Source organism: Pseudoalteromonas rhizosphaerae (genome assembly GCF_028885455.1).
Taxonomy (GTDB): Bacteria; Pseudomonadota; Gammaproteobacteria; order Enterobacterales; family Alteromonadaceae; genus Pseudoalteromonas; species Pseudoalteromonas rhizosphaerae.
Genome location: NZ_CP118496.1, coordinates 955,810 through 981,380, shown reverse-complemented (window position 1 = coordinate 981,380; position 25,571 = coordinate 955,810). Strand labels below are relative to the sequence as shown.

Annotated in this window: 21 protein-coding genes; 16 read left to right on the top strand and 5 right to left on the bottom strand. The window is 41.3% G+C overall.

The annotated features are described in order from the left end of the window. Positions 1–404: 404 nt before the first annotated feature. The 4 genes from rpoH to ftsY all read right to left on the bottom strand — a co-directional run bounded on the left by rpoH (position 405) and on the right by ftsY (position 5,446). Positions 405–1,268: an RNA polymerase sigma factor RpoH gene (gene rpoH / locus PVK79_RS04325; protein WP_145234811.1), complete on the bottom strand. Its 864-nt coding sequence runs from the start codon at positions 1,266–1,268 to the stop codon at positions 405–407. A gap of 224 nt (positions 1,269–1,492) precedes the next feature. After that, entirely contained in the window at positions 1,493–2,479 is a 987-nt protein-coding gene (gene ftsX, locus PVK79_RS04320) for a permease-like cell division protein FtsX (RefSeq protein WP_145234809.1), read from the bottom strand. After that, positions 2,476–3,153 (bottom strand): cell division ATP-binding protein FtsE, encoded by a 678-nt coding sequence (ftsE, locus tag PVK79_RS04315; protein ID WP_182717204.1) that lies wholly within the window; start codon positions 3,151–3,153, stop codon positions 2,476–2,478. The genes ftsX and ftsE overlap by 4 nt, the downstream gene beginning before the upstream one ends. 52 nt (positions 3,154–3,205) lie before the next feature. Further along, a complete protein-coding gene (gene ftsY, locus PVK79_RS04310; protein ID WP_257325371.1) occupies positions 3,206–5,446 on the bottom strand; it encodes a signal recognition particle-docking protein FtsY in 2,241 nt (746 codons plus the stop codon). 212 nt (positions 5,447–5,658) lie between these two features. On the opposite strand from ftsY, the gene rsmD reads away from it, so the two are divergent. The 13 genes from rsmD (at position 5,659) to PVK79_RS04245 (ending at position 21,033) form a co-directional block, all read left to right on the top strand. Beyond that, complete coding sequence (gene rsmD / locus PVK79_RS04305) at positions 5,659–6,258, top strand: 16S rRNA (guanine(966)-N(2))-methyltransferase RsmD (protein WP_145234805.1); 600 nt, start codon at positions 5,659–5,661, stop codon at positions 6,256–6,258. Positions 6,259–6,421: 163 nt separating this feature from the next. Next, positions 6,422–6,637 (top strand): 30S ribosomal protein S21, encoded by a 216-nt coding sequence (gene rpsU / locus PVK79_RS04300; RefSeq protein WP_002957797.1) that lies wholly within the window; start codon positions 6,422–6,424, stop codon positions 6,635–6,637. A gap of 20 nt (positions 6,638–6,657) precedes the next feature. After that, the gene (locus tag PVK79_RS04295) at positions 6,658–7,104 is read left to right on the top strand and encodes a GatB/YqeY domain-containing protein (RefSeq protein ID WP_145234803.1); all 447 of its coding nucleotides are present in this window, start codon (positions 6,658–6,660) and stop codon (positions 7,102–7,104) included. A 169-nt stretch (positions 7,105–7,273) separates the two neighbouring features. Further along, a complete protein-coding gene (gene dnaG / locus PVK79_RS04290; RefSeq protein ID WP_257325370.1) occupies positions 7,274–9,028 on the top strand; it encodes a DNA primase in 1,755 nt (584 codons plus the stop codon). A gap of 131 nt (positions 9,029–9,159) precedes the next feature. Continuing rightward, entirely contained in the window at positions 9,160–11,001 is a 1,842-nt protein-coding gene (gene rpoD, locus PVK79_RS04285; protein WP_257325369.1) for an RNA polymerase sigma factor RpoD, read from the top strand. A gap of 68 nt (positions 11,002–11,069) precedes the next feature. After that, positions 11,070–11,951, top strand: coding sequence for a 50S ribosomal protein L11 methyltransferase (prmA, locus tag PVK79_RS04280; RefSeq protein ID WP_257325368.1), 882 nt, complete (start codon positions 11,070–11,072; stop codon positions 11,949–11,951). Positions 11,952–12,232: 281 nt separating this feature from the next. Then, complete coding sequence (dusB, locus tag PVK79_RS04275; protein ID WP_182731350.1) at positions 12,233–13,204, top strand: tRNA dihydrouridine synthase DusB; 972 nt, start codon at positions 12,233–12,235, stop codon at positions 13,202–13,204. A 20-nt stretch (positions 13,205–13,224) separates the two neighbouring features. Further along, positions 13,225–13,515: a DNA-binding transcriptional regulator Fis gene (fis, locus tag PVK79_RS04270; protein WP_002957804.1), complete on the top strand. Its 291-nt coding sequence runs from the start codon at positions 13,225–13,227 to the stop codon at positions 13,513–13,515. Positions 13,516–13,726: 211 nt separating this feature from the next. Beyond that, the gene (gene purH / locus PVK79_RS04265) at positions 13,727–15,313 is read left to right on the top strand and encodes a bifunctional phosphoribosylaminoimidazolecarboxamide formyltransferase/IMP cyclohydrolase (RefSeq protein WP_182717208.1); all 1,587 of its coding nucleotides are present in this window, start codon (positions 13,727–13,729) and stop codon (positions 15,311–15,313) included. Positions 15,314–15,421: 108 nt separating this feature from the next. Then, a complete protein-coding gene (locus PVK79_RS04260; RefSeq protein ID WP_145234789.1) occupies positions 15,422–16,240 on the top strand; it encodes a class I SAM-dependent methyltransferase in 819 nt (272 codons plus the stop codon). Between the two features lie 14 nt (positions 16,241–16,254). Beyond that, positions 16,255–17,538 carry a phosphoribosylamine--glycine ligase gene (gene purD / locus PVK79_RS04255; protein WP_182734541.1) on the top strand — a complete coding sequence of 428 codons (1,284 nt, stop codon included), beginning with the start codon at positions 16,255–16,257 and terminating at the stop codon, positions 17,536–17,538. A 98-nt stretch (positions 17,539–17,636) separates the two neighbouring features. Beyond that, positions 17,637–20,156, top strand: a complete 2,520-nt coding sequence (locus tag PVK79_RS04250; RefSeq protein ID WP_145234785.1) for an EAL domain-containing protein — start codon at positions 17,637–17,639, stop codon at positions 20,154–20,156. Between the two features lie 67 nt (positions 20,157–20,223). Next, positions 20,224–21,033: a DUF2797 domain-containing protein gene (locus PVK79_RS04245; protein WP_145234783.1), complete on the top strand. Its 810-nt coding sequence runs from the start codon at positions 20,224–20,226 to the stop codon at positions 21,031–21,033. Here the strand turns inward: PVK79_RS04245 and PVK79_RS04240 are convergent. Continuing rightward, complete coding sequence (locus PVK79_RS04240; protein ID WP_257325367.1) at positions 21,012–23,528, bottom strand: EAL domain-containing protein; 2,517 nt, start codon at positions 23,526–23,528, stop codon at positions 21,012–21,014. The genes PVK79_RS04245 and PVK79_RS04240 overlap by 22 nt on opposite strands. Before the next feature lie 79 nt (positions 23,529–23,607). Between PVK79_RS04240 and PVK79_RS04235 the strand changes: the two genes are divergently transcribed. The 3 genes from PVK79_RS04235 to PVK79_RS04225 all read left to right on the top strand — a co-directional run bounded on the left by PVK79_RS04235 (position 23,608) and on the right by PVK79_RS04225 (position 25,557). Continuing rightward, positions 23,608–23,904 (top strand): DUF4144 domain-containing protein, encoded by a 297-nt coding sequence (locus tag PVK79_RS04235; protein ID WP_257325366.1) that lies wholly within the window; start codon positions 23,608–23,610, stop codon positions 23,902–23,904. Positions 23,905–24,188: 284 nt separating this feature from the next. After that, positions 24,189–25,166: a porphobilinogen synthase gene (gene hemB / locus PVK79_RS04230; protein ID WP_182759620.1), complete on the top strand. Its 978-nt coding sequence runs from the start codon at positions 24,189–24,191 to the stop codon at positions 25,164–25,166. A gap of 235 nt (positions 25,167–25,401) precedes the next feature. Next, complete coding sequence (locus tag PVK79_RS04225; protein WP_182758363.1) at positions 25,402–25,557, top strand: hypothetical protein; 156 nt, start codon at positions 25,402–25,404, stop codon at positions 25,555–25,557. Positions 25,558–25,571 lie beyond the last annotated feature (14 nt).

Below are 25,571 nucleotides of genomic sequence, written 5' to 3'. Positions count from 1 at the left end.
ACTAGGGGCAATTTAATCGCGGCGCGAAGTTTGTAACCTAGTGGGCTAAGTAAAAGCCGAGTAACAAAGAGTTAATTGCCCCTAGGCAGAACCCTTCGGGCAGCGCCTGTTTGGCATTGATGCTGCGTTATAGCCTATTTATGGGGAATAACCACACCACATAGGCTCTGCCTTGCCTAAATACCAAACAGACTGCTGCAAATTCAACCTTGAAAGATCAACAGACCCTAGTCATTATATTAAATTAAGCAAAAGTAATAGCCGTGACGACGGAGCAGTCGCCCTGTATGAAATCCATATTATTTTTGCTACTTATGATTTATCGCTTAAAACTTATAGCTTCCCTAAACGCAAAAAGCCCAGCATTTTCATGCAGGGCTTTTAATAATTTTGTAAAACTGTGATTAACTCATTGCAGCTTGTAACTTTTTCATCGCTGTTTTTTCAAGTTGACGAACACGCTCTGCAGATACGCTGTATTTTTCAGCCAGTTCTTGCAGTGTTGCTTTATCGTCTGATAACCAACGAGCACTAACAATGTCTTGTGAACGTTCATCTAGGGTTTTTAACGCACTAAATAAACGTGTATGAGATTGCTCTTGATATTGTTGCTGTTCAACTTCTTCAGCTAAATCATTACTGCCATCAGTTAAGTATTGCACAGGCGAATAGGTACTAGTTGGTGCGTCATCGCTGTCGTCACCGGTTAAATCAAAGCCCATGTCTTGGCCGCTCATGCGCGATTCCATTTCACGAACTTCTTTTTCACTCACACCTAGCTCACTCGCTACGGTAGCAACTTCAGCTTGGTTAAACCAACCTAAACGTTTTTTGTTTTTACGAAGATTAAAAAACAATTTGCGTTGCGCTTTAGTGGTCGCAACTTTAACAATGCGCCAGTTTTTAAGTACAAACTCGTGTATTTCGGCTTTGATCCAATGCACTGCAAATGAAACCAAACGTACGCCCACTGATGGGTCAAAACGTTTTACTGCTTTCATCAGGCCGATATTGCCTTCTTGAATCAAATCAGCTTGCGGTAGACCGTAACCTGAATAACCTTTAGCTATATGTGCAACAAAACGAAGGTGAGACATGATGAGCTGCTTTGCAGCGTTAAGATCGCCATCTTCCTGTAAGCGAGTCGCCAACTCTTTTTCTTGCTCAGCACCTAGCATAGGTATAGTGCTTACCGCTTGAAGGTAGCCGTCCATACTAGCGCTTTGCTGTCCAACTGTGAGTGCCATTGCGTATAAATCTTTACTCATTTTTCACCTCAGTGATAAACATTTGAAACCATCTTAGCACTCTTTCACTTAGAGTGCTAACTTTAATGTAAAACTTTTTTTCGATTGAAGCAAGTGGTTTTTTCAGTGTTTTTTATTCTACTTTAAACGCCTGAATAAGCGATGAATTCTAGCTTTGCGGTGAGTTGGTTATGATAAAGCAATTCACCACAACCAACTTAATTAATGATTATAAAAAATAATTGTTACACTTTATCGGGTTCGATTTCTTTTATATATCGATTAACAGATAAGTAGGAGCCAACAAACCCTAAGCTGGTTGCAAGCAGCACTAACGCACCAAACTCGCCTAAGCTTAAGCCGATTAAATTAAAGTTAGTTTGATACACTCCAGCGACTTGGGTGACTGCAGATCCAAGCCACCACATCATGAGGGCCACACATATAAAAGCAAACAAACCACCAACAATGCCATACCAAATGCCGGTCCATAAAAATGGCGCATGAATAAAGGTATTGGTTGCACCGACTAGCTTCATCACTTGGATCTCTTCTTTCTTATCCATAATTGATAAGCGAATAGTGTTGCCTATGATCAAAGTTACCGAAGTCAGTAATAACAACGCGATGGTGATCACGCTTTCTTTTAACAGGCTTAATAATGCATTTAAACGTTCAAGCCAGGCAATATCTAATTTACCAAAATCGACTTCACGCTCTGCTTCAAGCTTTTTTAATAATGCTTGCGCGGCGTTTGGTTGACGATGGCGAGAAGTCGGCGTGACGATAACAACATCTGGCAGAGGATTGCTATCTAAATATTCAAGTGCTTGGCCAAACCCTGATACTTCTTTAAATTCAATGAGCGCATTTTGTTTAGAAATAAAAGTGACATTATCAATTTCAGGGTAGAGTGCTAAGCGTTTAACAAGCGTTTGTGTTTCTTGTTCACTCATAGATTCTTTTACAAATAATGAAATCTCTGCAGCTTCTTCAAAGCCACTGCTGACCTGCTGCACATTTTTAACCACTAAATACAAGGTCGCTGGTAAGGTTAAACTTAAACCCAACACCGCAATGGTCATCATTGACGCCATCGGTGTGCGCCACATTTCGCCTAGGCTATATACACCTTGGCGAAATATATTCAGCACAAAGAAATATCCGGCTGCAAAAACTGATTTTTTTACTCGTTCATTTTGGCTTTTTCGGCCTTTGAATAACAAACTCATAGTGTTGCCTCTGCCAATGGATCTTCACTCATGCGACCATCTTTTAAGGTTAAGCTACGGTATTTCATTCGCGAGATCAGCCCTAAATCATGGGTGGCAATTAAGACTGTAGTGCCATGATTATTAAATTCTTCAAACAAACGCAAGATATCCATGGAAAGCTCAGGATCTAGGTTACCTGTTGGTTCATCTGCAAGTAATAATGGCGGAGAGTTTACAATTGCCCGGGCAATCCCAACTCGCTGTTGTTCACCACCAGAGAGTGTTGAAGGGTGGCATTTTACTTTATCTAGCAAGCCAACTTTATCAAGTGCGCCATGCACACGCTTTTCAATTTGCTTATGATGCGTACCTTCGATAATTAGCGGCAAGGCAACATTATCAAAAATAGTGTGGCGCTCTAATAAACGGTGGTTTTGAAATATGATACCAATATCACGGCGGACATAAGGAATTTGCCGCGATTTTACTGCATTTAAATCAACGCCATTAATAAAAACATGACCCGCCGACGGGCGTTCCATTAAACTAATGAGTTTAAGTAAGGTACTTTTACCAGCACCACTGTGACCAGTTAAAAAAGCCAATTCACCCGGTTTAACATGAAAATTAACTTTTTCCAGTGCTCGGTGACCACCGGGATATGTTTTGCTGACTTGCTGAAAATTTATCATTTTAGTTATCAATCATCCACAGCTGAAAAGGGAGCAAGCTCCCCTTTGAAATTTAAACTTCGTCCTCATCTTGGCTAAATAGCGCATCAATGAAGTCATTACTATTAAATGCACGTAAATCATCAATGCCTTCACCAACACCAATATAGCGGATCGGAATATTAAATTTATCGGCGACGGCAAAAATAACCCCACCTTTGGCTGTACCATCTAACTTAGACAATGTAATACCGGTAAGGCCAACACACTGATTAAATAAGTTCACTTGGCTAATTGCATTTTGCCCTGTGCCTGCATCGATGGTTAGCATCACTTCATGCGGTGCATCGGGATCAATTTTCTTCATCACTCGGGCTATTTTTTCAAGCTCTTGCATCAAGTTGTCTTTATTTTGCAAGCGACCAGCTGTATCTGCAATTAACACATCAACGTTACGCGCTTTGGCAGCTTGAAATGCATCAAATATCACTGAGGCACTATCTGCACCGGTGTGCTGTGCAATTACTGGGATTTTATTACGCTCACCCCATACTTGTAATTGCTCAACCGCAGCTGCACGGAAAGTATCACCTGCAGCTAACATGACTGATTTACCTTGATCCTGAAATTGCTTAGCAAGTTTACCAATGGTCGTTGTTTTACCAACTCCATTAACACCCACCATTAAAATAACAAATGGTTTTTTATCAGCAGGAATTTCTAATGGCTGTTCTGCCGTTTTAAGCATCGCCGCCATTTCTTGCTTCATTAGCTCATATAATGCATCACCATCTTTTAACTGTTTGCGGTTAGCCGCATCAGTCAAACGATCGATCAGCTTCATGGTGGTATCAACACCTAAGTCGGCTGTTAATAGCTGAGTTTCAAGATCTTCAAATAATTCATCATCAATTTTCTTACCAGTGAAAATCGATGCAAAGCCAGAACCTAAGTTTACTTTGGTTTTTAATAAGCCTTTTTTAAGACGAGCAAAGAACCCTTCTTTCTTAGGTTTTTCAGCTGTTTTTGCTTCCTCGCTGGCAAGCTCGGCTGTTAATCGCTCTTGCTCTAAACGCTCAGCTTCCGCCTCTTCGGCAGCAATACGCTCTTGCTCTACACGTTCAGCTTCGGCCTGCTCGGCAGCAATATGCTCAGCTTCGGCCTGCTCTGCAACAATACGTTGCTGCTCTATACGCTCAGCTTCAGCTTGCTCTGCTGCGATACGCACTTGTTCTACACGTTCAGCTTCAGCTTGCTCGGCAGCAATACGCTCTTGCTCTACACGTTCAACTTCGGCTTGCTCTGCGGCAATAAGCTCTTGCTCTAAACGCTCAGCTTCGGCTTGCTCTGCTGCGATACGCTCTTGCTCTAAACGCTCAGCTTCGGCTTGCTCTGCTGCGATACGCTCTTGCTCTAAACGCTCAGCTTCGGCTTGCTCTGCTGCGATACGCACTTGTTCTACACGTTCAGCTTCCGCTTGCTCAGTAACAATACGCTCTTGCTCTAAACGCTCAGCTTCAGCCTGTTCTGCGGCAATGCGCACTTGTTCTACACGTTCAGCTTCCGCTTGCTCAGTAACAATACGCTCTTGCTCTAAACGCTCAGCTTCCGCTTGCTCAGTAACAATACGCTCTTGCTCTAAACGCTCAGCTTCGGCTTGCTCTGCTGCGATACGTTCTTGCTCTAAACGCATTGCTTCTTCTTGCTGCACTAAACGAGCGGCTTCATCGCGGCGTTGTTGTTCTGCTTGTTCTGTTGCTGCTAATTCAGCATCTGTGATGGCTTGGCGTTCAGCATCACGTGCCTCAGCTTGCTCTACAGCAATACGCTGTTGTTCTAAGCGCTCAGCTTCAGCTTGCTCGGCAGCAATACGTTGTTGCTCTAAACGTTCAGCTTCCGCTTGCTCTGCAGCAATGCGCTGTTGCTCTGCGCGCTCAGCTTCAGCTTGCTCTGCAACAATGCGTTGTTGCTCTAAACGCTCAGTTTCAGCTTGCTCTGCAGCAATGCGCTGTTGTTCTAAGCGCTCTGCTTCAGCTTGCTCTGCAACAATGCGCTGTTGTTCTAAGCGCTCTGCTTCAGCTTGCTCTGCAACAATGCGCTGTTGCTCTAAACGTTCAGCTTCCGCCTCTTCTGCAGCAATTCGTTGTTGCTCTAAACGCTCAGCTTCAGCTTGTTCTGCAGCAATGCGCTGTTGTTCTAAGCGCTCAACTTCCGCTTGTTGGTTATCGGCCTCTTGGGCGGTCTGCTCTACTTGTTGGTTTTTATCTGACTTACCAAAACCAAACCAAGACAGGAATTTATTTTTTTTTGCCATACTTGCTAATAACCACTTATAAAAATCTGATAAACTAACGGTAATACTTTGTGTATTCGCTGCATTGCTTTAAAACAAAGCCGCTAATAACCACAACATATTGTCTAAGATGCTCATAGTAACACTTTTAGCGCAGTTGAAAAATGACACGCTACTATATGATTGCAATATTATCTGAGCTGGATTCTAGATACCATTTTTTAGTGAGCTAAATGAGAAATAAATCACCACAAAAACAAGTGAGTAATAAAGCCAGCGATGGCGTTATTAGGATCATCAGCGGGCAATTTCGTGGCCGTAAATTACCAGTAAAAGATGTGCAAGGTCTTCGTCCAACCACAGATCGTATCAAAGAAACGGTATTTAACTGGTTAATGCAAGATACTCGCGATACTAAAGTACTCGATTGTTTTGCAGGTTCCGGTGGATTAGGTTTTGAAGCACTCTCTCGTTTTGCTCTCAGTGCACGCTTTTTAGAGATGGATAAACTCGCCGCCAACCAATTACAAACTAATATTGACACGTTAAAACTCACTAATGCTGAAGTAATTTGCACCGACAGTTTGCTTTATTTGAGTAACAATACTCAGCAACAACAGTTTAACTTAGTGTTTATTGATCCACCTTTTCGCCAAGGTTTAGCCCAAAAATGCTGTGACTTACTTACTGAAAATGACTGGCTAAGTAAAAATGCCCTCATTTATGTTGAAGTAGAAAGTGAAATGAGTGCGTTGCAAACACCTAGCAATTGGCTGTTATTAAAAGAAAAAGCGGCGGGACAAGTATTTTGTCGCCTCTATGAACTACAGTAAAATTAGTAACATAGAAATATTTTTTGTTTCCACTTGGAGCAGACAATATTTATCCTTTACATGTGGTGCGGCTTCGGATTACAATACTGCACCATTTTTGAACCACTTGATCATTGTTTGATCAACTTGAGCAACGCTCATTATTTAGGTAGGTGAATTTTTAATGCCAGTAATTAAAGTAAGAGAGAACGAACCGTTTGACGTAGCACTTCGTCGCTTCAAGCGTTCATGTGAAAAAGCAGGTATCCTTTCAGAAGTTCGTCGTCGCGAGCACTATGAAAAGCCAACAGCTGAGCGTAAGCGTAAAAAAGCTGCAGCGGTTAAGCGTCACATGAAGAAGCTTTCTCGCGATAACGCACGTCGCGTTAAATTATATTGATCAGTATTGGTCTTGTATAAATGAGCCTTTTAATAAAGCTAAAAGATGCGCAAAAAGATGCGATGCGAGCGAAAGACAAATCTCGTCTTAACCCAATTCGTATGGTGCTTGCTGCAATCAAGCAGCGTGAAATTGACGAGCAAATAACACTTGATGATGACGGTATTACCGCAGTATTAGTGAAGCTTGTTAAACAACGCCGTGATTCTTACACTCAGTATACTGATGCTGGCCGTGAAGATTTAGCCGAAATTGAAGCCAATGAGATTACAGCTCTTGAAGAATTCTTACCTCAACAATTGAGTGAAGAAGAAATCATAGCTCTTATTGATGCGGCTATTGCTGATACTAACGCAGCAGGTATGCAAGACATGGGTAAAGTAATGGGTATAATCAAAAGCAAAGCTGAAGGTCGCGCCGATTTAGGTAAGATCTCTGGTTTAATTAAGCAACGATTAACTGCCTAATACTCCCACATACAGATGTATGATTTAAGCAAACCGAGCCATGTGCTCGGTTTCTTCGTTTTTCGCTTTAATAAAAATAGCATTTGTGTTCAAATCTAAATTGTAGAACTAAATTATCTGATATTTCGTTCACCTTATTTTCTATTTATCTCAGGACTACACTTTACTAATGGCTGGAAAGATCCCACGTAATTTTATAGATGATTTACTTGCCAGAACCGATATTGTTGAGCTAATTGACTCCAAAGTTGGCTTAAAAAAAGCGGGCAAAGATTACCAAGCCTGTTGCCCTTTTCATAACGAAAAATCCCCATCATTTACCGTATCTCAAGACAAACAGTTTTATCATTGCTTTGGTTGTGGTGCGAACGGCAACGCTATTTCATTTGTTATGGAGTACGACAAGCTTGAATTTGTTGATGCCATTGAAGAACTTGCAAGCATCCTAAATCTCGATGTTCCCCGCGAGCAAGGCACCAGTAATGGCCCAGAGCGTACAGCAGAACAAAAACGCTCAGATTACGATTTAATGCTCCATAGTGCGCGTTTTTATCAACACCAGTTAAAACATCATGCTAATTCAGCAACCGTAATAGACTATGTAAAAGGCCGAGGCCTAAGTGGCGAAACAGTTAAAAAGTTCATGATTGGTTATGCCCCCAGTGAATGGGAAGGCCTTTGCCAACAACTTGGCCGCAATAAAGAACAAAAAGAGCAATTAGTTGAGCTAAAGCTGGCCTCAGAGAAAACCCCAGGCCGCCAATTTGACTTCTTTCGTGATCGCTTAATGTTCCCTATTCGCGATAAACGTGGTCGTGTTATTGCCTTTGGTGGCCGTGTGATGCAAGCGGATCAAGGGCCTAAATATTTAAACTCGCCAGAAACCCGCATCTTCCATAAAGGCTTTGAACTATATGGATTATATGAAGCAAAACAAGCGCATAAAAAGCTCGACCATGTACTCATAGTTGAAGGCTATATGGATGTTGTAGCACTGAGCGAGCAAGGTATTGAATATGCGGTAGCTGCGCTTGGTACTGCCACCACCGCTGAACACATGCATACATTGTTTAGAACCACTGACCGGGTAATTTGTTGTTATGATGGTGACCGCGCTGGCCGAGATGCCGCTTGGCGTGCACTCGAAAATGCCCTGCCCTATTTAAATGATGGCAAAGCGCTACTGTTTGTATTTTTACCAGACGGTGAAGATCCCGATTCATTAGTACAAAAAGAAGGCAAAGAAGCGTTTGAACTACGTTTATCTCAAGCCGATGATTTTACTAAAGTGCTGTTTAATAAACTCAGCCAAGAGATTGATTTAACTACCGATGCAGGTAAAGCTAAGCTTCTTAGTGCTGTGCTTCCGTTGATTGAAAAAATCCCTAGTCAGTTTTATCAAGAAAACTTATTAGAGCACTTAGGTCGATTAATAGGCCGCACTAAAGAGCAGTTAAACAATCGCTTAAAAACACCTAAACAGCAGCATGCGATTGAGCGAAAATTTAAAATTACGCCAATGCGTCGCGCAATTGGGTTACTAATTCAGCATCCTAAGTTAGCTAATACAGTGCCCTATTTAGCTGATTTAGCACAAATGAATATTGCTGGTATCGCCTTGCTTATTAAGTTGCAACATTGCGCTTTACAAAAAAATGACATTACTACAGCGCAATTAATTGAATCATTTAGAGAAACACCCGAGTACGAGGCGCTCATTAAGCTCGCTACCTGGCGTCATGAGATCAATGACGACCGTTTAGAGGACGAATTTAAAAATACTTTCAGATTTATTGAAGATCAGTGTTTAAATTATCGACTCGAGACCTTATTAATAAAAGACAAGACCCAAGGACTTACGAGTGAAGAAAGACTAGAATGTTTAGCCCTTACTCAAGCGTTAAAAGGGTCGAAAAGACACTAACAGCTAGTCAAAAATGAATTATGCTGTTATACTGTGCTATTCACTGCGTCAAATAATACTTAGCTTGGCTTAATAAATAAGCAAGCTGGCGCCTGTTGTATCAACTTATCAGAGTGGAAGAAACAATCTCTATGGATCCAACTCCTCAGTCACAATTAAAACTTCTGATTCAAAAAGGTAAAGAGCAAGGTTACTTAACTTTTGCAGAAGTTAATGATCACCTTCCACAAGATATTATCGATTCAGATCAAGTAGAAGATATCATTAGTATGATCAATGATATGGGTATCAAGGTTAGCGAAAACGCGCCTGATGCCGATGAATTGATGATGCAAGAAACAACAACAGATGAAGACGCAGCGGAAGCTGCAGCCGCTGCGCTTGCTACTGTAGATAAAGAAATCGGCCGTACAACGGATCCGGTTCGTATGTACATGCGTGAAATGGGTACTGTTGAATTGCTTACCCGTGAAGGCGAAATTGTTATCGCTAAGCGTATTGAAGAAGGGATCAACCAAGTACAAATCTCGGTTGCAGAATACCCTGAAGCAATTACATACCTACTTGAGCAATGGGATAAGTTTGAAGCAGAAGAAATGCGCTTAAGCGACATTATCTCTGGTTTCTTCGATCCTAATGAAGATGCTGCGCCAATCTCTGCTACCCATATCGGTTCTGAATTAAGCGAAAAAGAGCTTGATGATGAAGATGACGATGATACTGATAGCGATGATGAAGACGAAGAAGAAGTAGATACTGGCCCAGATCCTGAAGAGGCTCGTGTTCACTTTGAAAATCTTCGTGATCTTTATAATAAAGCGCGCGATACATTTGAAAGTAAAGGCCGTTCACATCCAGAATCGCAGGCTGCGATTTTTGAAATTGGTGAGCTGTTTAGAACCTTTAAATTAGTGCCAAAACAGTTTGATCGCATGGTTAATAACATGCGCGAAATGATGGATAGAGTTCGTGTTCAAGAACGTATCGTCATGAAGCAAGCTGTACAAATTGCAAAATTACCAAAGAAAACCTTTGTTAAGCATTTTGCTAACAACGAAACAGACACTGCGTGGATTGATCTTGAAATTGCTGCAAATGAAAAATATTCTGCAAAATTAGAAGAAATCAAACCAGAGATCATTCGTTGTATCAACAAACTACGTGTTATTGAAGAAAGCACAGGTTTAAGCATTGAGCGTATTAAAGACATCAACCGTCGTATGAGTATCGGTGAAGCGAAAGCGCGCCGTGCGAAAAAAGAAATGGTTGAAGCTAACTTACGTCTTGTGATCTCAATTGCGAAAAAATATACCAACCGTGGTTTACAATTCTTGGACTTAATCCAAGAAGGTAACATTGGCTTGATGAAAGCTGTTGATAAGTTTGAATATCGCCGTGGTTATAAGTTCTCAACTTATGCTACGTGGTGGATCCGTCAAGCAATCACCCGCTCTATCGCCGACCAAGCGCGTACAATCCGTATTCCGGTGCATATGATTGAAACGATTAATAAACTTAATCGTATTTCTCGTCAAATGCTGCAAGAAATGGGTCGTGAGCCAAATCCAGAAGAATTAGCAGAACGCATGATGATGCCTGAGGATAAAATCCGTAAGGTACTTAAGATTGCTAAAGAGCCAATTTCTATGGAAACGCCAATCGGTGATGATGAAGATTCGCACTTAGGCGACTTTATCGAAGACACTACTATTGATTCGCCAATCGACTCGGCAACAATGGAATCTCTTCGCGGTGCTACCAACGATGTGCTTGCAGGCCTAACAGCCCGAGAAGCAAAAGTATTGCGTATGCGTTTTGGTATCGATATGAATACCGACCATACCTTAGAAGAAGTAGGTAAACAGTTTGACGTAACGCGTGAGCGTATTCGTCAAATCGAAGCGAAGGCACTACGTAAATTACGCCACCCTTCACGCTCTGACTTATTGAAAAGCTTCTTAGATGCTAAGTAATTAGCAAATACAGATTTAAATTTAAAAGGCCGCTGTAGCGGCCTTTTTTCTATTTACAGGAAATAATTATGGCTTGGATCCAAATCCGTATCAATGCTAATGCTGCAACCGCAGATGCAGTAAGTGATCTATTAATGGCAGCAGGCAGTGCGTCTGTTACCTTTATTGATGCTAAAGACACCCCTATTTACGAACCAAAAATCGGCACTGTGGTGTTTTGGGCTGACACGACTGTAATTGGTTTATTCGAAGCTAACCACGATATGAATGCGGTGATAGCTCTATTACAGCGCCACGATGAGTTAAAAGACACCTTAGTGTACAAAATAGAGCAACTTGAAGACAAAGACTGGGAACGTGAATGGATGGATAACTTCCACCCAATTCAGTTTGGTGAAAAACTATGGATCTGCCCAAGCTGGCGTGATATTCCCGATCCTGATGCCGTCAATGTACTGCTTGACCCTGGCCTTGCTTTTGGCACTGGCACCCATGCCACCACCGCTTTGTGCTTAAAATGGCTAGAAAGCCAAGATTTGACCGGTAAAACTGTGGTCGACTTTGGTTGTGGCTCTGGAATTCTAGGCATTGCAGCTATCAAACTTGGCGCTGAGCGCATGATCGGCATCGATATCGATCCTCAAGCCCTTGAAGCAAGCTTAGATAACGCACAGCGTAACGGCGTTGCAGATAAACTCGAAGTATACCTGCCAGAAAATCAGCCTGAGTTTAGCGCCGATATCGTGGTGGCCAATATTTTAGCTGCGCCACTGCGTGAATTACACAGCGTGATTTTAGGCTTGTTAAAACCAGGTGGTAAAATTGCTATGTCGGGAATTTTAGAAGAACAAGCGCAGTCGGTAGCAGATGTTTATGCCCCTTTTTTAGCGCTTGATGATATCGCTGTTGAAGGTGAATGGACACGGGTAAGTGGCATAAAAAAAGCTTAACTTACTGGGATCGGCAATTTAGAGTATTAACGTAAAACCTTCAGGTAAAGCCTGTAATTAACAGGCTTTACCTATTATTTACACGCAAAAAAACAGAATGATTTCTTATCACAAATTAGTTCTGTATAAAATTCACACAAATAAAGCCGTTCGTCAAACTGTTATCAAATGTCAATATGCAAAAGTCAAAAAAAAGTCACTTTTGTTCAATTTATAGCCTTTGATTTTTGACAAAAAAACCGTAAACTTAGCGCCCCTTGAAAAGAGGCCTATTGAATACAGTGCGTATCGGAACATATCAATTAGAGAACAATGTAATTGTGGCGCCAATGGCGGGAATTACTGATAGACCATTTAGACAACTTTGTCGCCGCTTAGGTGCGGGGCTAGCTGTGTCTGAAATGCTATCGTCAAATCCTTTGGTATGGAAAACCGAGAAATCAATGAACCGTATGGATCATAGTGGTGAATCGGGAATACGCGCGGTGCAAATCGCAGGAGCTGATCCTGAGCTTATGGCGCAGGCTGCACAATTCAATGTAAGTAATGGTGCACAGATCATAGATATTAATATGGGGTGCCCAGCTAAGAAAGTGAACAAGAAACTCGCAGGCTCCGCCCTTTTGCAGTTTCCTGGTTTAGTGGAAGAGATTATAGATGCGGTGGTTAGCGCTGTTGATGTACCTGTAACACTGAAAATCCGCACAGGATGGGATCAGGATAACCGTAACGGTGTTGAGATTGCGAGAATAGCTGAACGTTATGGCATAGCTTCATTGGCCGTACATGGGCGTACACGCGCATGTATGTACAAAGGTGAAGCTGAATACGCCACAATTAGGGATATAAAACGTTCAGTGTCGATACCTGTGGTTGCTAATGGTGATATTACATCTCCTGAAAAAGCAAAACAGGTTTTGGACTATACGGGTGCAGATGCCATTATGATTGGTCGAGCCGCCCAAGGTCGCCCTTGGATATTTAGGGAGATAGACCACTATTTGCGAACCGGTGAACATTTACCTGTGCCTCCAATTACGGAAGTACGTGGTATTTTGATGGAACACTTAGTGAACCTTCATGCGTTTTACGGCGAACCAATGGGAGCGCGCATCGCTCGCAAACATGTATCTTGGTATTTGCAAACCCATGACAGTGACGGTCAGTTTAGGCGAGTATTTAATGCTCTCGATAATCCACAGGCACAAATCGAGACATTAGAGCAATACTTTAAAACACTAGCAGCTAACTAAGAAAGAAAGAGATATAAACAATGTTCGAACAAAACGTGACTTCTCCATTTATCACTAACCCTCATGTTCAGTCACACGAGAAACCGCAGCCATTACGCGATGCAGTGAAGAAAGCTGTTCATCACTATTTAAAACAGCTTAACGGTCAAGATGTGCAAGACGTTTACGACCTTGTTCTTTCAGAGCTAGAAGCACCATTACTTGAAGAAGTAATGACTTACACACGTGGCAACCAAACACGTGCGGCAATCTTACTAGGTATCAACCGCGGTACTTTACGTAAGAAACTAAAGAAATACGGCATGAACTAATACCGTGTTGTGATTTATCACAACATTCGTTTGAAAAAGCACCCTCGGGTGCTTTTTTTATATCTTTAAAAATCCTCAAAAAAGCGTCTAATTGCAAAATCCTCACTCTGTATACCCAAATGACTTGTGTATAAATATCGTTTTTTAAGCGATATTCAGTTAAAATAGCGCCTTTCTAAGCTAGCTCAAACACTGAGGTAATCAAACTACAATGGATACACATCGTCCAATTCGTCGCGCACTACTAAGTGTGTCAGATAAAACCGGTATTGTTGAATTTGCTCGCGCTCTTGAATCACAAGGCGTAGACATCTTATCAACTGGCGGTACTTGTAAATTACTTGCCGATAACGGCATTAAAGTCACTGAAGTATCTGACCACACAGGTCACCCTGAGATCATGGATGGTCGCGTAAAAACTCTTCACCCAAAAATTCATGGCGGCATTTTAGCGCGTCGTGGTCAAGATGAAGATGTAATGGACGCTCATAACATCTCAGCTATCGATATCGTTGTAGTTAACTTATACCCCTTTGCGAATACAGTCGCTCAAGAAAACTGCAGCCTTGAAGATGCCATTGAGAACATTGATATCGGCGGCCCAACGATGGTGCGTGCTGCGGCCAAAAACCACAAAGACGTGACTATTGTAGTAAACGCCAAAGATTACGACCGCGTGATCAGCGAAATGCAAAGCAACAATGGTTCAACTACATACAAAACACGTTTTGATCTTGCCATTGCAGCTTACGAGCACACCGCGCAGTACGATGGCATGATTGCTAACTACTTCGGTAAGATGGTTGCTGATTACACTGATGAAGCAGCTGAGGAAACTAAATTCCCACGCACTATCAATATGCAGTTTACTAAAAAACAAGACATGCGCTACGGTGAAAATTCACACCAAGATGCGGCTTTTTATGTTGAAAACGACGTTCAAGAAGCGTCTGTTGCAACTGCCATACAACTGCAAGGTAAAGCACTTTCTTTCAATAATATTGCTGATACAGATGCAGCTCTTGAATGTGTGAAAGAATTTGATGTACCAGCCTGTGTTATTGTTAAACATGCTAACCCTTGTGGCGTTTCAATCGGTGACAACATCCTTGAAGCCTATGATCGCGCATTCAAAACCGATCCTACGTCAGCATTTGGTGGCATCATTGCCTTTAACCAAGAGCTTGATGCTGATACCGCTGAAGCGATTGTGTCTCGTCAATTCGTTGAAGTGATCATTGCGCCTAAAGTATCAGAAGCTGCGGCACAAATTATTTCGGCTAAGCAAAATGTACGCTTACTAGAGTGTGGCCAATGGTCAGGCAAAGCGACAGGTCATGACATCAAACGCGTTAATGGCGGTGTACTCATCCAAGACCGTGATTTGGGTATGGTAACGCAAGGCGACTTAACGGTTGTGTCTAAGCGCCAGCCTACTGAGCAAGAACTTAAAGACTTATTATTCTGCTGGAAAGTGGCTAAATTTGTTAAATCAAACGCCATTGTTTATGCCCGTGACGGTATGACCATTGGTGTAGGTGCAGGCCAAATGAGCCGCGTTTACTCAGCTAAAATTGCCGGAATTAAAGCCGCTGATGAAAACCTTGAAGTTAAAGGTTCAGTAATGGCATCTGATGCGTTCTTCCCATTCCGTGATGGTATTGATGCAGCTGCAGAGGCTGGTATTACAGCTGTGATCCAACCAGGTGGTTCAATGCGCGATGAAGAAGTTATCGCTGCCGCTGACGAAGCTGGTATGGCAATGGTGTTTACTGGCATGCGTCACTTCCGCCATTAATCACACAAAGAGCTAACTGCATCAGTTAGCTCTTTTTGTTTGCACCAAATTCACGTATTCTGCTTATTCTATAACCTATTCTAAAAATATAATGTGAAGGAACAGACGATGAAATTTGCACTAAAATCTCTACTTGTTGCCACCCTTGCGATGACATCAACTATGGCTATTAGCCATGAGCATGGCCATGATTCAGCATTAAATAATGCAGTTAAATCAAGCGAGCGCAGCAGTGATCGCGATCAATACCGCCACCCTGTCGAAACATTAGAGTTTTTTGGTTTTAAACCAACTATGACTGTTGTTGAGATTGCGCCTGGCGGCGGCTGGTACAGTGAAATTTTAGCGCCAGCACTGAAAGAGCAAGGCACTTATTATGCCGCGCATTTCCCTGCTGACTCATCGGTGGGTTATTACCAACGAGCTCTAGCTGGCTTTAAAAAGAAAATTGCTGAAGATGAGCGATTCAATAAAGTAAAGCTGACTGAATTCGCCCCTTCAACACATTTAGACATTGCCCCGGCGAGCAGCGCAGACATGGTGTTAACCTTCCGCAACGTACATAATTGGTATATGAGCAAAGATAAAGATGCCGCAGCTAATGCCTTTAAGTCTTTTTACAAAGCACTTAAACCAGGTGGTACTTTAGGTGTGGTTGAACATCGCCTACCTGAAGCGCAAGCTGATGAAATGCAAAAGTCATCAGGTTATATGAAACAAAGCGTGGTAATCGAACTTGCTAAACAAGCAGGCTTTGAACTGGCAGCAAGCAGTGACATAAATGCAAACTCTCTTGATACAGCCGATCACCCTAAAGGGGTATGGACCCTTCCACCAAGCCTTAGACTTGGCGAGCAAGATGCCGCTAAATATAAAGCAATTGGTGAAAGCGACCGCATGACGCTGAAATTTAAAAAACCGCTTTAAATAGGATATTCGCCATGAATGTATTAGTCATTGGCAGCGGCGGCCGCGAACACGCACTTGCGTTCAAAGCCGCTCAAAATACAAAAGTAAACACTGTTTATGTTGCACCAGGTAATGCCGGTACAGCGCTTGAACCCAAGCTTGAGAATGTTGCCATTAACGTTGAAGATCTCGATGGCCTACTTAGCTTTGCACAAAACAATAATGTTGAGCTAACCATTGTTGGACCTGAAGTACCATTAGTACTTGGCGTGGTAGATAAATTCCGTGAGCACGGTTTAGCTATCTTTGGCCCAACAGCAGGCGCTGCGCAACTAGAAGGCTCTAAGTCATTCACTAAAGACTTTTTAGCTCGTCATGCTATCCCAACTGCGGATTATCAAACGTTTGAACAAATCGACCCTGCGCTTGCTTATTTAAAAGAAAAAGGCGCGCCGATTGTAATCAAAGCTGATGGTCTTGCCGCAGGTAAAGGCGTCATTGTTGCCATGACCGAAGTTGAGGCTGAAGATGCTATTCGCGATATGCTAGCCGGTAACGCTTTTGGTGACGCTGGCAGCCGCGTGGTAATCGAAGAGTTCTTAGAAGGTGAAGAAGCCTCATTTATCGTGATGGTTGATGGTAAAAACGTATTACCTTTTGCTACCAGCCAAGATCACAAACGCGCTTATAATGGCGATCAAGGTCCGAACACTGGCGGTATGGGTGCATACTCACCAGCGCCGGTGGTAACTGATGAAATCCACCTGCGTATTATGAACGAAGTGATCTACCCAACAGTAGAAGGTATGGCAAGCGAAGGCCATCCTTACACTGGCTTCCTCTATGCTGGTTTGATGATCGATGACTCTGGGACCCCTAAAGTAATCGAATACAACTGTCGTTTTGGTGATCCTGAAACACAACCTATGATGCTTCGTTTACAGTCTGACTTAGTTGAACTGATTGAAGCAGCTAATCGTGTTGAACTTGATAAAACGACGATTGAGTTTGACTCACGCGCAGCAGTGGGTGTGGTACTTGCAGCTCAAGGCTACCCTGATAACTACCCAAAAGGTGATGCAATCAGTGGTCTAAAAGTAACCTACCCAGAAGGCGAAAAAGTCTTCCATGCGGGTACTAAGCAAGACGGCGATAACGTAGTGACTGCCGGTGGCCGAGTATTATGTGCAACGGCACTAGGTAACACAGTGACCGAAGCGCAGCAACGTGCCTACCAACTAGTTGATGAAATTAGCTGGCAAGGTATGGAATACCGTACAGATATTGCTTATCGCGCTATCGCTCGGGAAAAATAGCGCATTGGTATAACCAGTTACTATTTAATAAAAGCGCAGTTTATCTGCGCTTTTTAGTGCTACACTAATTTCAAGGACTAAAAAAAGAACGCTGACAATTGAAAAATAACCATCTTCGCTATCGCTTTATTGCCGTTTTAATACTACTTTTCTTGTTCTATGTAATTGCTAATTTCGCAAGTCATTTAGTCACGCCCACTAGATATACAATCGACAAAACAACTCCCATATATTTATCCCAAAGTTATCTCATTGATGATACAAAAAATCTGCATACTCAGCAGATTTTAGACAACCTAAATAGCTTTACAGCAAAACCTTTTGAGCATATCGATTGGAACTTCACGCCACGTAATTACTGGTTACTAGTAGATCTAGATAATCGTAGCCAACAAAATGAAAAAATTGTCGCTCATTTTGATAATCCAATGGTTGATCATTTAACTGTTTATCACCTAGATAGTCACAATAATATTATAACGACCACTCGACTTGGTGATTTGGAATCTGAACTCTCTCTTTTTCAATACAGCGTGCCGCATATTCGGCTAACAATTACTGCGCAGAGTAAACAAAAGCTACTACTGAAAGTTGATACAACCGGCATAAGTAAAACCCCTGTCAATTTATATGGCGAAGCAGAGTTTCAAGATTTAACCCGCTCACAAACCGCTATTTGGGGAATATTTGTGGGTGTACTTATTATGGCGGCACTTTATAACTTAGTGCTGTTTTTTGGTATTAAAGATCGCGTGTACTTAATCTATATTGGTTACATTATTAGTGCCATCATTTTAATGGGGGGTGTACTTGGTTTTGGTTTTTATCTTTGGCCACTAAGTTGGCAGCTATTTTTTCAAAAATATATTGTTGTTAGCAACTATGCAATTGCTTTATTTACCTTAGCATTCTGCACTATGTTTTTGCGTTACCATAAAGAGCAATGCTGGCGTTATAAACTCAGTATATATTTAATGCTTTTAATGTTTTGTCTAGGTATAAGTTGTTTTTTCATAGCTGAAAATATTGCTGCACCGATATTTTTTGCTGTGTTGGTATTGTTGTACATCGTCTGTATTATTATGATTTACAGAAAATTACGTAGTGGCTTTCGATGGGCTAAGTTCTATGTTGTTTCATGGATACCTCTTATTATTGGTGCAGCCATTCAACCGCTTGAATTAACTGGCGTATTACCTTATAGCTTTGCTATACGCCACGCATTTTTAGTTGCAATACTATGTGAGGTGGTATTAATGGCTATGGCACTTGCGGATAGAGTGCGCTATCAACGAGAAAAGGCGCTGTATCACGCCACTCATACAGAGCAAACCAAACTATTAAATAGTGCCATGCTAAAACAAGCCTATATGAGTTTACAACTCAAGCAGCGCAGAGCAAGCTTATGCTTAATTAGAATTACTGATTTTCATTCACTCAGTCATATTTTAAATCAAACTCAAAGTAGTCAACTTGTTGTTGCTATTGCTAAATCTCTTGAGCTGCAACTGAGTAAAGAGCGTGAGTTTATCAATTTAGAGAGCAATCTAGATACCTGTCCGCGGATAGCCGATTTGAGCAACGGTGTGCTGGCATTCATTTCAATTAAAACTCAAAGTGCACAATCACTGCATGATAAGTTAACCAAAATTCGTAAAAGCTTACCTAAACATCATCCGGTGCAAGGGTTTGATTTACAATTAAGCTACGCAATGGGATATTGTATTCTCGACGGTGAAAGTGGCTTTGATACATGGTTGCAAAATGGCTATTTTTCACTAACCGAAGCGCCACAAACAAGCTATCCAAATAATCAGTCAAAATTAATACCTGTCACTATGAACATTAGTTTAGCGGCTGCATTTCAAAATGCCTTAAAAACGAACCAGTTAACTATTTATCATCAGCCGCAAATAGATTTACGCACCGGCCAAACGATTGGCAGTGAAGCCTTATTGCGCTGGCCTAATGCACCTTATGAGCAAATCAATATAGAGGCTTTAATCCTATTAGCCGAACGTACTGGTCTTATCAATAAACTCACACTGTGGGTGCTAGAGCAAGCCTGCCAAGATATCGCTAAGTTTAATCACGCAGGTTTTTTTAAGCATAAAGTAAGCGTTAATTTAAGTGCTAAAAACTTAATGATCCATAATTTAATTGAAAAAATTGAAAACACCTTACTCAAACACAATGTTCCTGCCAAACAACTTAAGTTTGAACTTACTGAGTCAGCTTTAATTGCAAACCAACAGCAAATGATTCACTTAGTTGAACAATTAACCCGCCTTGGTATTGAAGTGATTTTAGATGATTTTGGTACTGGCTATTCGTCACTAAATTGTTTTGTTAGCTACAACTTTTCAACCTTAAAAATAGATAAATCATTTATTATAGGTCTCCCTACTCACAGTGCTAATAGAGTAATTGTTAAGGCTGCGATAGAAATGGCTCATAGCCTAGGTTTAAAAGTCACTGCCGAGGGAGTTGAAGATGTAACAACACAACAACTTTTAAAGGCCATGGAGGCAGACTACGGGCAAGGGTACTATTACTCCAAAGCCATCGCTGTGGATGACTATTTGTTGTGGTTAGCTGAAAATAAACAAGCGAATTAAGTAAAATTGCCACATGTTTAAGGATTACTGATAGAATCCTCTTTTTCACATCTTTAGGGGCGTAAAGATGCAAGGCACTATCAAAAAATTAAAATCATCGCTAACACAACCGATTCAGTATCATTTGCCTGTGGGTGATGAGTTGGTCGATCTTAATGCCTATATTGGCAAGCAGCTTACACTGACTTTTAATGGCGCTATTGTATGTTCTAGCTGCGGTAAAAAAACCAAAAAAAGTTACTCGCAAGGTCATTGTTTTGTATGTATGCGTAAGCTTGCTAGCTGCGATATGTGTATTATGAAACCTGAAACATGTCACTTTGACCAAGGTACTTGCCGTGAACCACAGTGGGGCGAAGAAAACTGTATGATCCCACATTATGTCTATCTTGCGAACACGTCAGGGCTGAAAGTGGGGATCACCCGTCATACACAAATTCCAACCCGCTGGATTGACCAAGGTGCAACGCAAGCACTGCCAATATTCAAAGTACAAACGCGCTTACAATCTGGATTAGTTGAAGTTGCCTTAGCACAATTTATTGCCGATAAAACCAATTGGCGTAATATGCTCAAAGGACAAAGCGATGTCCTTGATTTAAAAGCTGCTGCGGCAGAACTTATTCCACAAATTGCCGATAAACTAAATGAGCTTGCAGAGCTCTTTGGTGCTACTGCGATAGAACAACTTGATGAAGAAGTGGTTGATTTAGAGTTCCCTGTTACCGCCTACCCAACTAAAATTAGCTCTTTTAATTTTGATAAAGAGCCAGTTGTGAGTGGTATTTTAAACGGTATTAAAGGCCAGTACTTGATCTTTGATACTGGCGTTATCAACATTCGTAAATTTACCTCTTACGATATCACCGTAGGTTGATTTTGCAGCTGATAAAACTCTAACCATTGCCGCTGCGTTAACGGGCGGCAATAGTAATAGCCTTGGATCACATCGCAGCCTAGCTCCAATAAGTAACTATACTGAGCAAGCTTTTCAACCCCTTCAGCGATAACTTTTAAATTAAGACTATTCGCCATTGCCACTATCGCGGCAACAATCTCACTATTACCGTATTCATCGGGTACTTTAGCAATAAAGCTGGCATCTATTTTTAGTGTATCTATGGGTAATTTTGTAAGGTAACTCAGTGCCGAATAGCCGGTACCAAAATCATCTAGCGCAATCTGTACGCCCATTTTTTTAAGTTGCCACAATTCTCTTTTCGCCTGACTAAATGAGCTAATAAAACTACTTTCTGTTAACTCTATTTCAAGACAATTTCCCGATAAATTATAGCGCTGGAGCATTTTCTCAACGCTACTTGATAAACTCCCCTGACTAAGATGGCAAGCTGAGATATTAATTGCCAACCGACCAGCCGTTATTCCTTGTTGTTGCCATAACGCCAATTGCATGCCAGCGTTATTGAGCACCCAGAGATCCAGCTTTACAATTAGACCTAGTTCTTCCGCCAATGGGATAAACTGTGCAGGCGATATTATGCCAAGCGCGGGATCTTGCCAACGTAAGAGTGCTTCAACACCTTTGATAGCTTTACTTCTTAAACACTGTTTAGGCTGAAAATACAGTTCAAACTCATCATTTTCGAGCGCATATTGAAACCGGCTCATCATCGCAAAGCGCTCTAAAGAGCGTGCATTCATCGATGGCTTAAATAACTGAAATGAGTTTCTACCCACTTCTTTAGAGCGATACATGGCAATATCAGCGTGTTTTAGTAAAGTTTCACTATCGAGACCATCATCAGGATAGACCGCAGCACCGATTGATGCCGTCGCGCCTACCTCAAGCCCTTCGAGCTGAAAAGGAGTGTTTAAGTTATTTAAAATTTGATCGGCTAAACTAATCACTGCGCTAATATCATCAATCTCGCATAGCACCACAAATTCGTCGCCACCTAATCGCGCTAAAGTATCACCTTCACACAATACGTTTTGCAGCCGTATTGCCACCATTTTTAATAACTCATCCCCCGCACTATGCCCTAAGCTATCATTGATTTCTTTAAACCGATCTAGGTCAATAAACATCACTGCTAACATGTCGTTATTTCGATGTGCAGCAGCTAATGCCATGGTTAATCTGTCATTAAATAAGCGTCTATTAGGTAAGCCTGTTAGCTCATCAAAATAAGCTAACTGAACAATTTTGTCTTCTGCAGTTTTACGTTCAGTGATATCGCTAAAAATCGCCGCATACACTAGCTCATCATCATTTGGCTCGCGGATAGCAATAATAGTTAGCCATTCAACATACAAATCACCATTTTTTTTACGATTGCATATTTCCCCTTGCCACACACCAGTTTGGGTAATTGATTGCCACATTTTTACGTAGAAATTTTTACCGTGCTTTCCGGAGCTTAGAATTCTAGGGTGTTTGCCGACCACTTCATATTCTTGATAGCCGGTAAGCGCGGTAAAAGCAGGATTAACCTGCATGATTACACCATTTTGTTGGGTGATCATAATACCATCTAGCGAGGCATCGATTATTTTATTCGCGAGATACAAATTACGCTGTGAATGCTGAAGATCCATATCACGTTGTTCAAGTACTTTTTCAAGATCACTGCAATAAGCGCTTTCTATTTCATTAACAAGATGCTCAATGGCGAGCACCCCTTTAATCTCCAAATCATCAGTGACCACTAAATGGCGTACATTGTTAGTAGACATTAACCGATATGCATCGAATAAACTGCTTTTTGAGCTTACCCGATACAAGGGTCGACTTGCAAAACTCCAACATGACGCATTACTATCGGGTTCGACGATCAAATGCAGTAAATCTCGCTGGGTGATAATGCCATGTTCGTCTTGCTGCTGGTTATACACTAAAATAACTTGGGCGGTTCGCTCGCGCATCATTTCAACGCCTTCACTGAGTGTCAAATAACTAGGTACCACTAACACATCTTTATGATATTGCTCTTTGATTGGTCTAAATTGTAAATAGTGATCAAGCCCTTGATTACGTACAATATCACTAATACTAATAACGCCGCATGGTAGCTCATCATCATCCACAACTAATAAATGACGAACACTGTGTTGATAAAAAATAAGCGCGGCATCACACAATAATTGCTGACAGGAGATTTTCAATACCGGGCTACTCATTACGCTTTGAATTTCAATATGTTTAAGGTTGCTGTCAGTAAAATCTAGTTTAATGCAATCTGCTTCAGTCCAAATACCAACGATTTCTTGCCGTTTTTTTATAAAAATTGCACTTATATTATGAACCTGCATCAACCGTACAGCATCAACTAAAGAGGTATCGGTGGAACAACATACTAATTTCCTTGAAAAGATATCTGATACCTGTTGAGGGTGGCGAGTTTGTTTCATAATATTCGTCCTTAGTATAATACGAACTATAATTATATTATTATATTGCTCGCGCTATTTGATACAGGACAATAAATACATGCATACTTACTTCCCTTACTTGATATGTAGTGACAACGAGCTAGAAATTATTAATGAACAACGGGATTTAAATGACTATCTACACAGTTTAACCGCTGAACAACAGCAACACTGTGTGATATTGAATAAACAAGGCGAATATTTTGATTTAGCATTTAACCTTGCAACACCGCTGACTAACATAGAGTTAGCTCGCAGAGTAACGCAGCACTTAGCACAAGAAGGACACTGCTGCTTAACTAAAATAACGAGCCTAACAGCTCCACAAGCATTTGATCTATTAAGAATAAAATAGCACGTTTAGTTGCATCAGCCGTTTTATCCATGAGTTTAGTCGCATCAGCCGTTTTATCCATGAGTTTAGTCGCGTGTGGTGGCAGCGATAACAATAAAGAACAGCAAACCCCACTAGCGACTTCTACACCGGTAACCTAGTATTTACAGTTTATTTATTACAAATAAAGAAAAAGGTTACTACCATGAACACGCCTTTAATATTGATTTAACGCATATCGTTTACAGTGATAAAAATGATATTATAAACATCTCGTTATACTCAGCTCAGTAAGGCAGATAGCAATGAGTACACCTAATTTATCAAGACGCATGCGCAGGCTTCGCCACAGTGATGCAATGCGACAGCTAGTACGCGAATTTGATTTTAATATTGGCGATCTTATCCATCCTATTTTTATCGAAGAGTCGTTAACTGAAAGTCTAGAAATATCCACTATGCCTGGTATACAGCGCATTCCTGAACATGCATTAGCCCAAGAGATTACTGAACTGCATAGATTAGGAATTCAGTATGTTATGCCTTTTGGCATATCGCATCATAAAGACAGTGTTGGCAGTGATACATGGCACGATGATGGTTTACTGGCACGTATGATTAAAACAATCAAACAAACATGCCCCGAGATGATGGTAATACCCGACATTTGTTTTTGTGAATATACAGATCATGGACACTGTGGCGTTGTTGAAGATAATCAAGTTTGTAACGACCAAACTGTTGCTAACCTTGTAAAGCAGAGTGTATGCGCAGCAAAAGCAGGTGCCGATATGCTAGCCCCATCTGCGATGATGGATGGTCAAGTTAAAGCTATTCGAGCAGGCCTTGACAATGCAGGGTTTGAACATGTTGCCATTTTAGCTCACGCCATTAAATTTGCTTCATCTTTCTATGGTCCATTTAGAGCTGCTGTTGATTGTGAATTAAGTGGTGATCGCAAAGGCTATCAAATGGATTACGCAAATATTCGTCAAGCGCTTCAAGAAGCCCTTCTTGATGAACAAGAAGGCGCTGATATTCTAATGGTGAAACCAGGCACGCCCTATCTTGATGTCCTTAGCAGCTTGAGAGAGAAAACAAACTTACCTTTAGCTGCCTACCAAGTTGGTGGTGAGTATGCCGCTATTAAATTTGCAGCATTAGCAGGTGCCCTTGATGAAAAGAAAGTGGTATTTGAAACACTGACCGGCTTCAAACGTGCAGGCGCTGATTTAATAGTGAGTTATTATACAAAACAAGTTGCACAGTGGTTAAAAGAATAACCGTGGTAATTTTTAGGGCATGTAACATTTTAGAACACGCTAACCCTATATTGGCTTAGTTTAAACCTACGTAAATATCTTAACGTGTTACATGCGCAAAAATTAAAAAACAAAACTTGATCTCGTAAATCATAATTTGTCTTGTTTTATAGAGTGAGGATAAGTAATGTTTGCTGTGTTTTTACAAATATTGCTCATAGATAACCGATAAAAAGAGTCAATAATCACCACAACTTTGCAGAATCAAGGAAGTACACCATTAAAACTGAGTAATGGTAAGCAGATCATAGCAAATGGGCAACTTGACTTTATCGATATAAACCAAGTTGATGCAACGCAAACCAACGTAGGCAAGTTACCCGAGAGTATGAATAAACTTCCTTCTGTTTAATCATTTTCAACAGC

Coding starts and splice junctions, on each gene's coding strand:
- dnaG (WP_257325370.1), top strand. CDS start 7,274: ATGGCTGGAAAGATCCCACGTAATTTTATAGATGATTTACTTGCCAGA.
- rpsU (WP_002957797.1), top strand. CDS start 6,422: ATGCCAGTAATTAAAGTAAGAGAGAACGAACCGTTTGACGTAGCACTT.
- purH (WP_182717208.1), top strand. CDS start 13,727: ATGGATACACATCGTCCAATTCGTCGCGCACTACTAAGTGTGTCAGAT.
- ftsY (WP_257325371.1), bottom strand. CDS start 5,446: ATGGCAAAAAAAAATAAATTCCTGTCTTGGTTTGGTTTTGGTAAGTCA.
- hemB (WP_182759620.1), top strand. CDS start 24,189: ATGAGTACACCTAATTTATCAAGACGCATGCGCAGGCTTCGCCACAGT.
- PVK79_RS04235 (WP_257325366.1), top strand. CDS start 23,608: ATGCATACTTACTTCCCTTACTTGATATGTAGTGACAACGAGCTAGAA.
- ftsE (WP_182717204.1), bottom strand. CDS start 3,153: ATGATAAATTTTCAGCAAGTCAGCAAAACATATCCCGGTGGTCACCGA.
- PVK79_RS04245 (WP_145234783.1), top strand. CDS start 20,224: ATGCAAGGCACTATCAAAAAATTAAAATCATCGCTAACACAACCGATT.
- purD (WP_182734541.1), top strand. CDS start 16,255: ATGAATGTATTAGTCATTGGCAGCGGCGGCCGCGAACACGCACTTGCG.
- prmA (WP_257325368.1), top strand. CDS start 11,070: ATGGCTTGGATCCAAATCCGTATCAATGCTAATGCTGCAACCGCAGAT.
- rpoD (WP_257325369.1), top strand. CDS start 9,160: ATGGATCCAACTCCTCAGTCACAATTAAAACTTCTGATTCAAAAAGGT.
- rsmD (WP_145234805.1), top strand. CDS start 5,659: ATGAGAAATAAATCACCACAAAAACAAGTGAGTAATAAAGCCAGCGAT.
- PVK79_RS04295 (WP_145234803.1), top strand. CDS start 6,658: ATGAGCCTTTTAATAAAGCTAAAAGATGCGCAAAAAGATGCGATGCGA.
- PVK79_RS04260 (WP_145234789.1), top strand. CDS start 15,422: ATGAAATTTGCACTAAAATCTCTACTTGTTGCCACCCTTGCGATGACA.
- PVK79_RS04240 (WP_257325367.1), bottom strand. CDS start 23,528: ATGAAACAAACTCGCCACCCTCAACAGGTATCAGATATCTTTTCAAGG.
- fis (WP_002957804.1), top strand. CDS start 13,225: ATGTTCGAACAAAACGTGACTTCTCCATTTATCACTAACCCTCATGTT.
- rpoH (WP_145234811.1), bottom strand. CDS start 1,268: ATGAGTAAAGATTTATACGCAATGGCACTCACAGTTGGACAGCAAAGC.
- ftsX (WP_145234809.1), bottom strand. CDS start 2,479: ATGAGTTTGTTATTCAAAGGCCGAAAAAGCCAAAATGAACGAGTAAAA.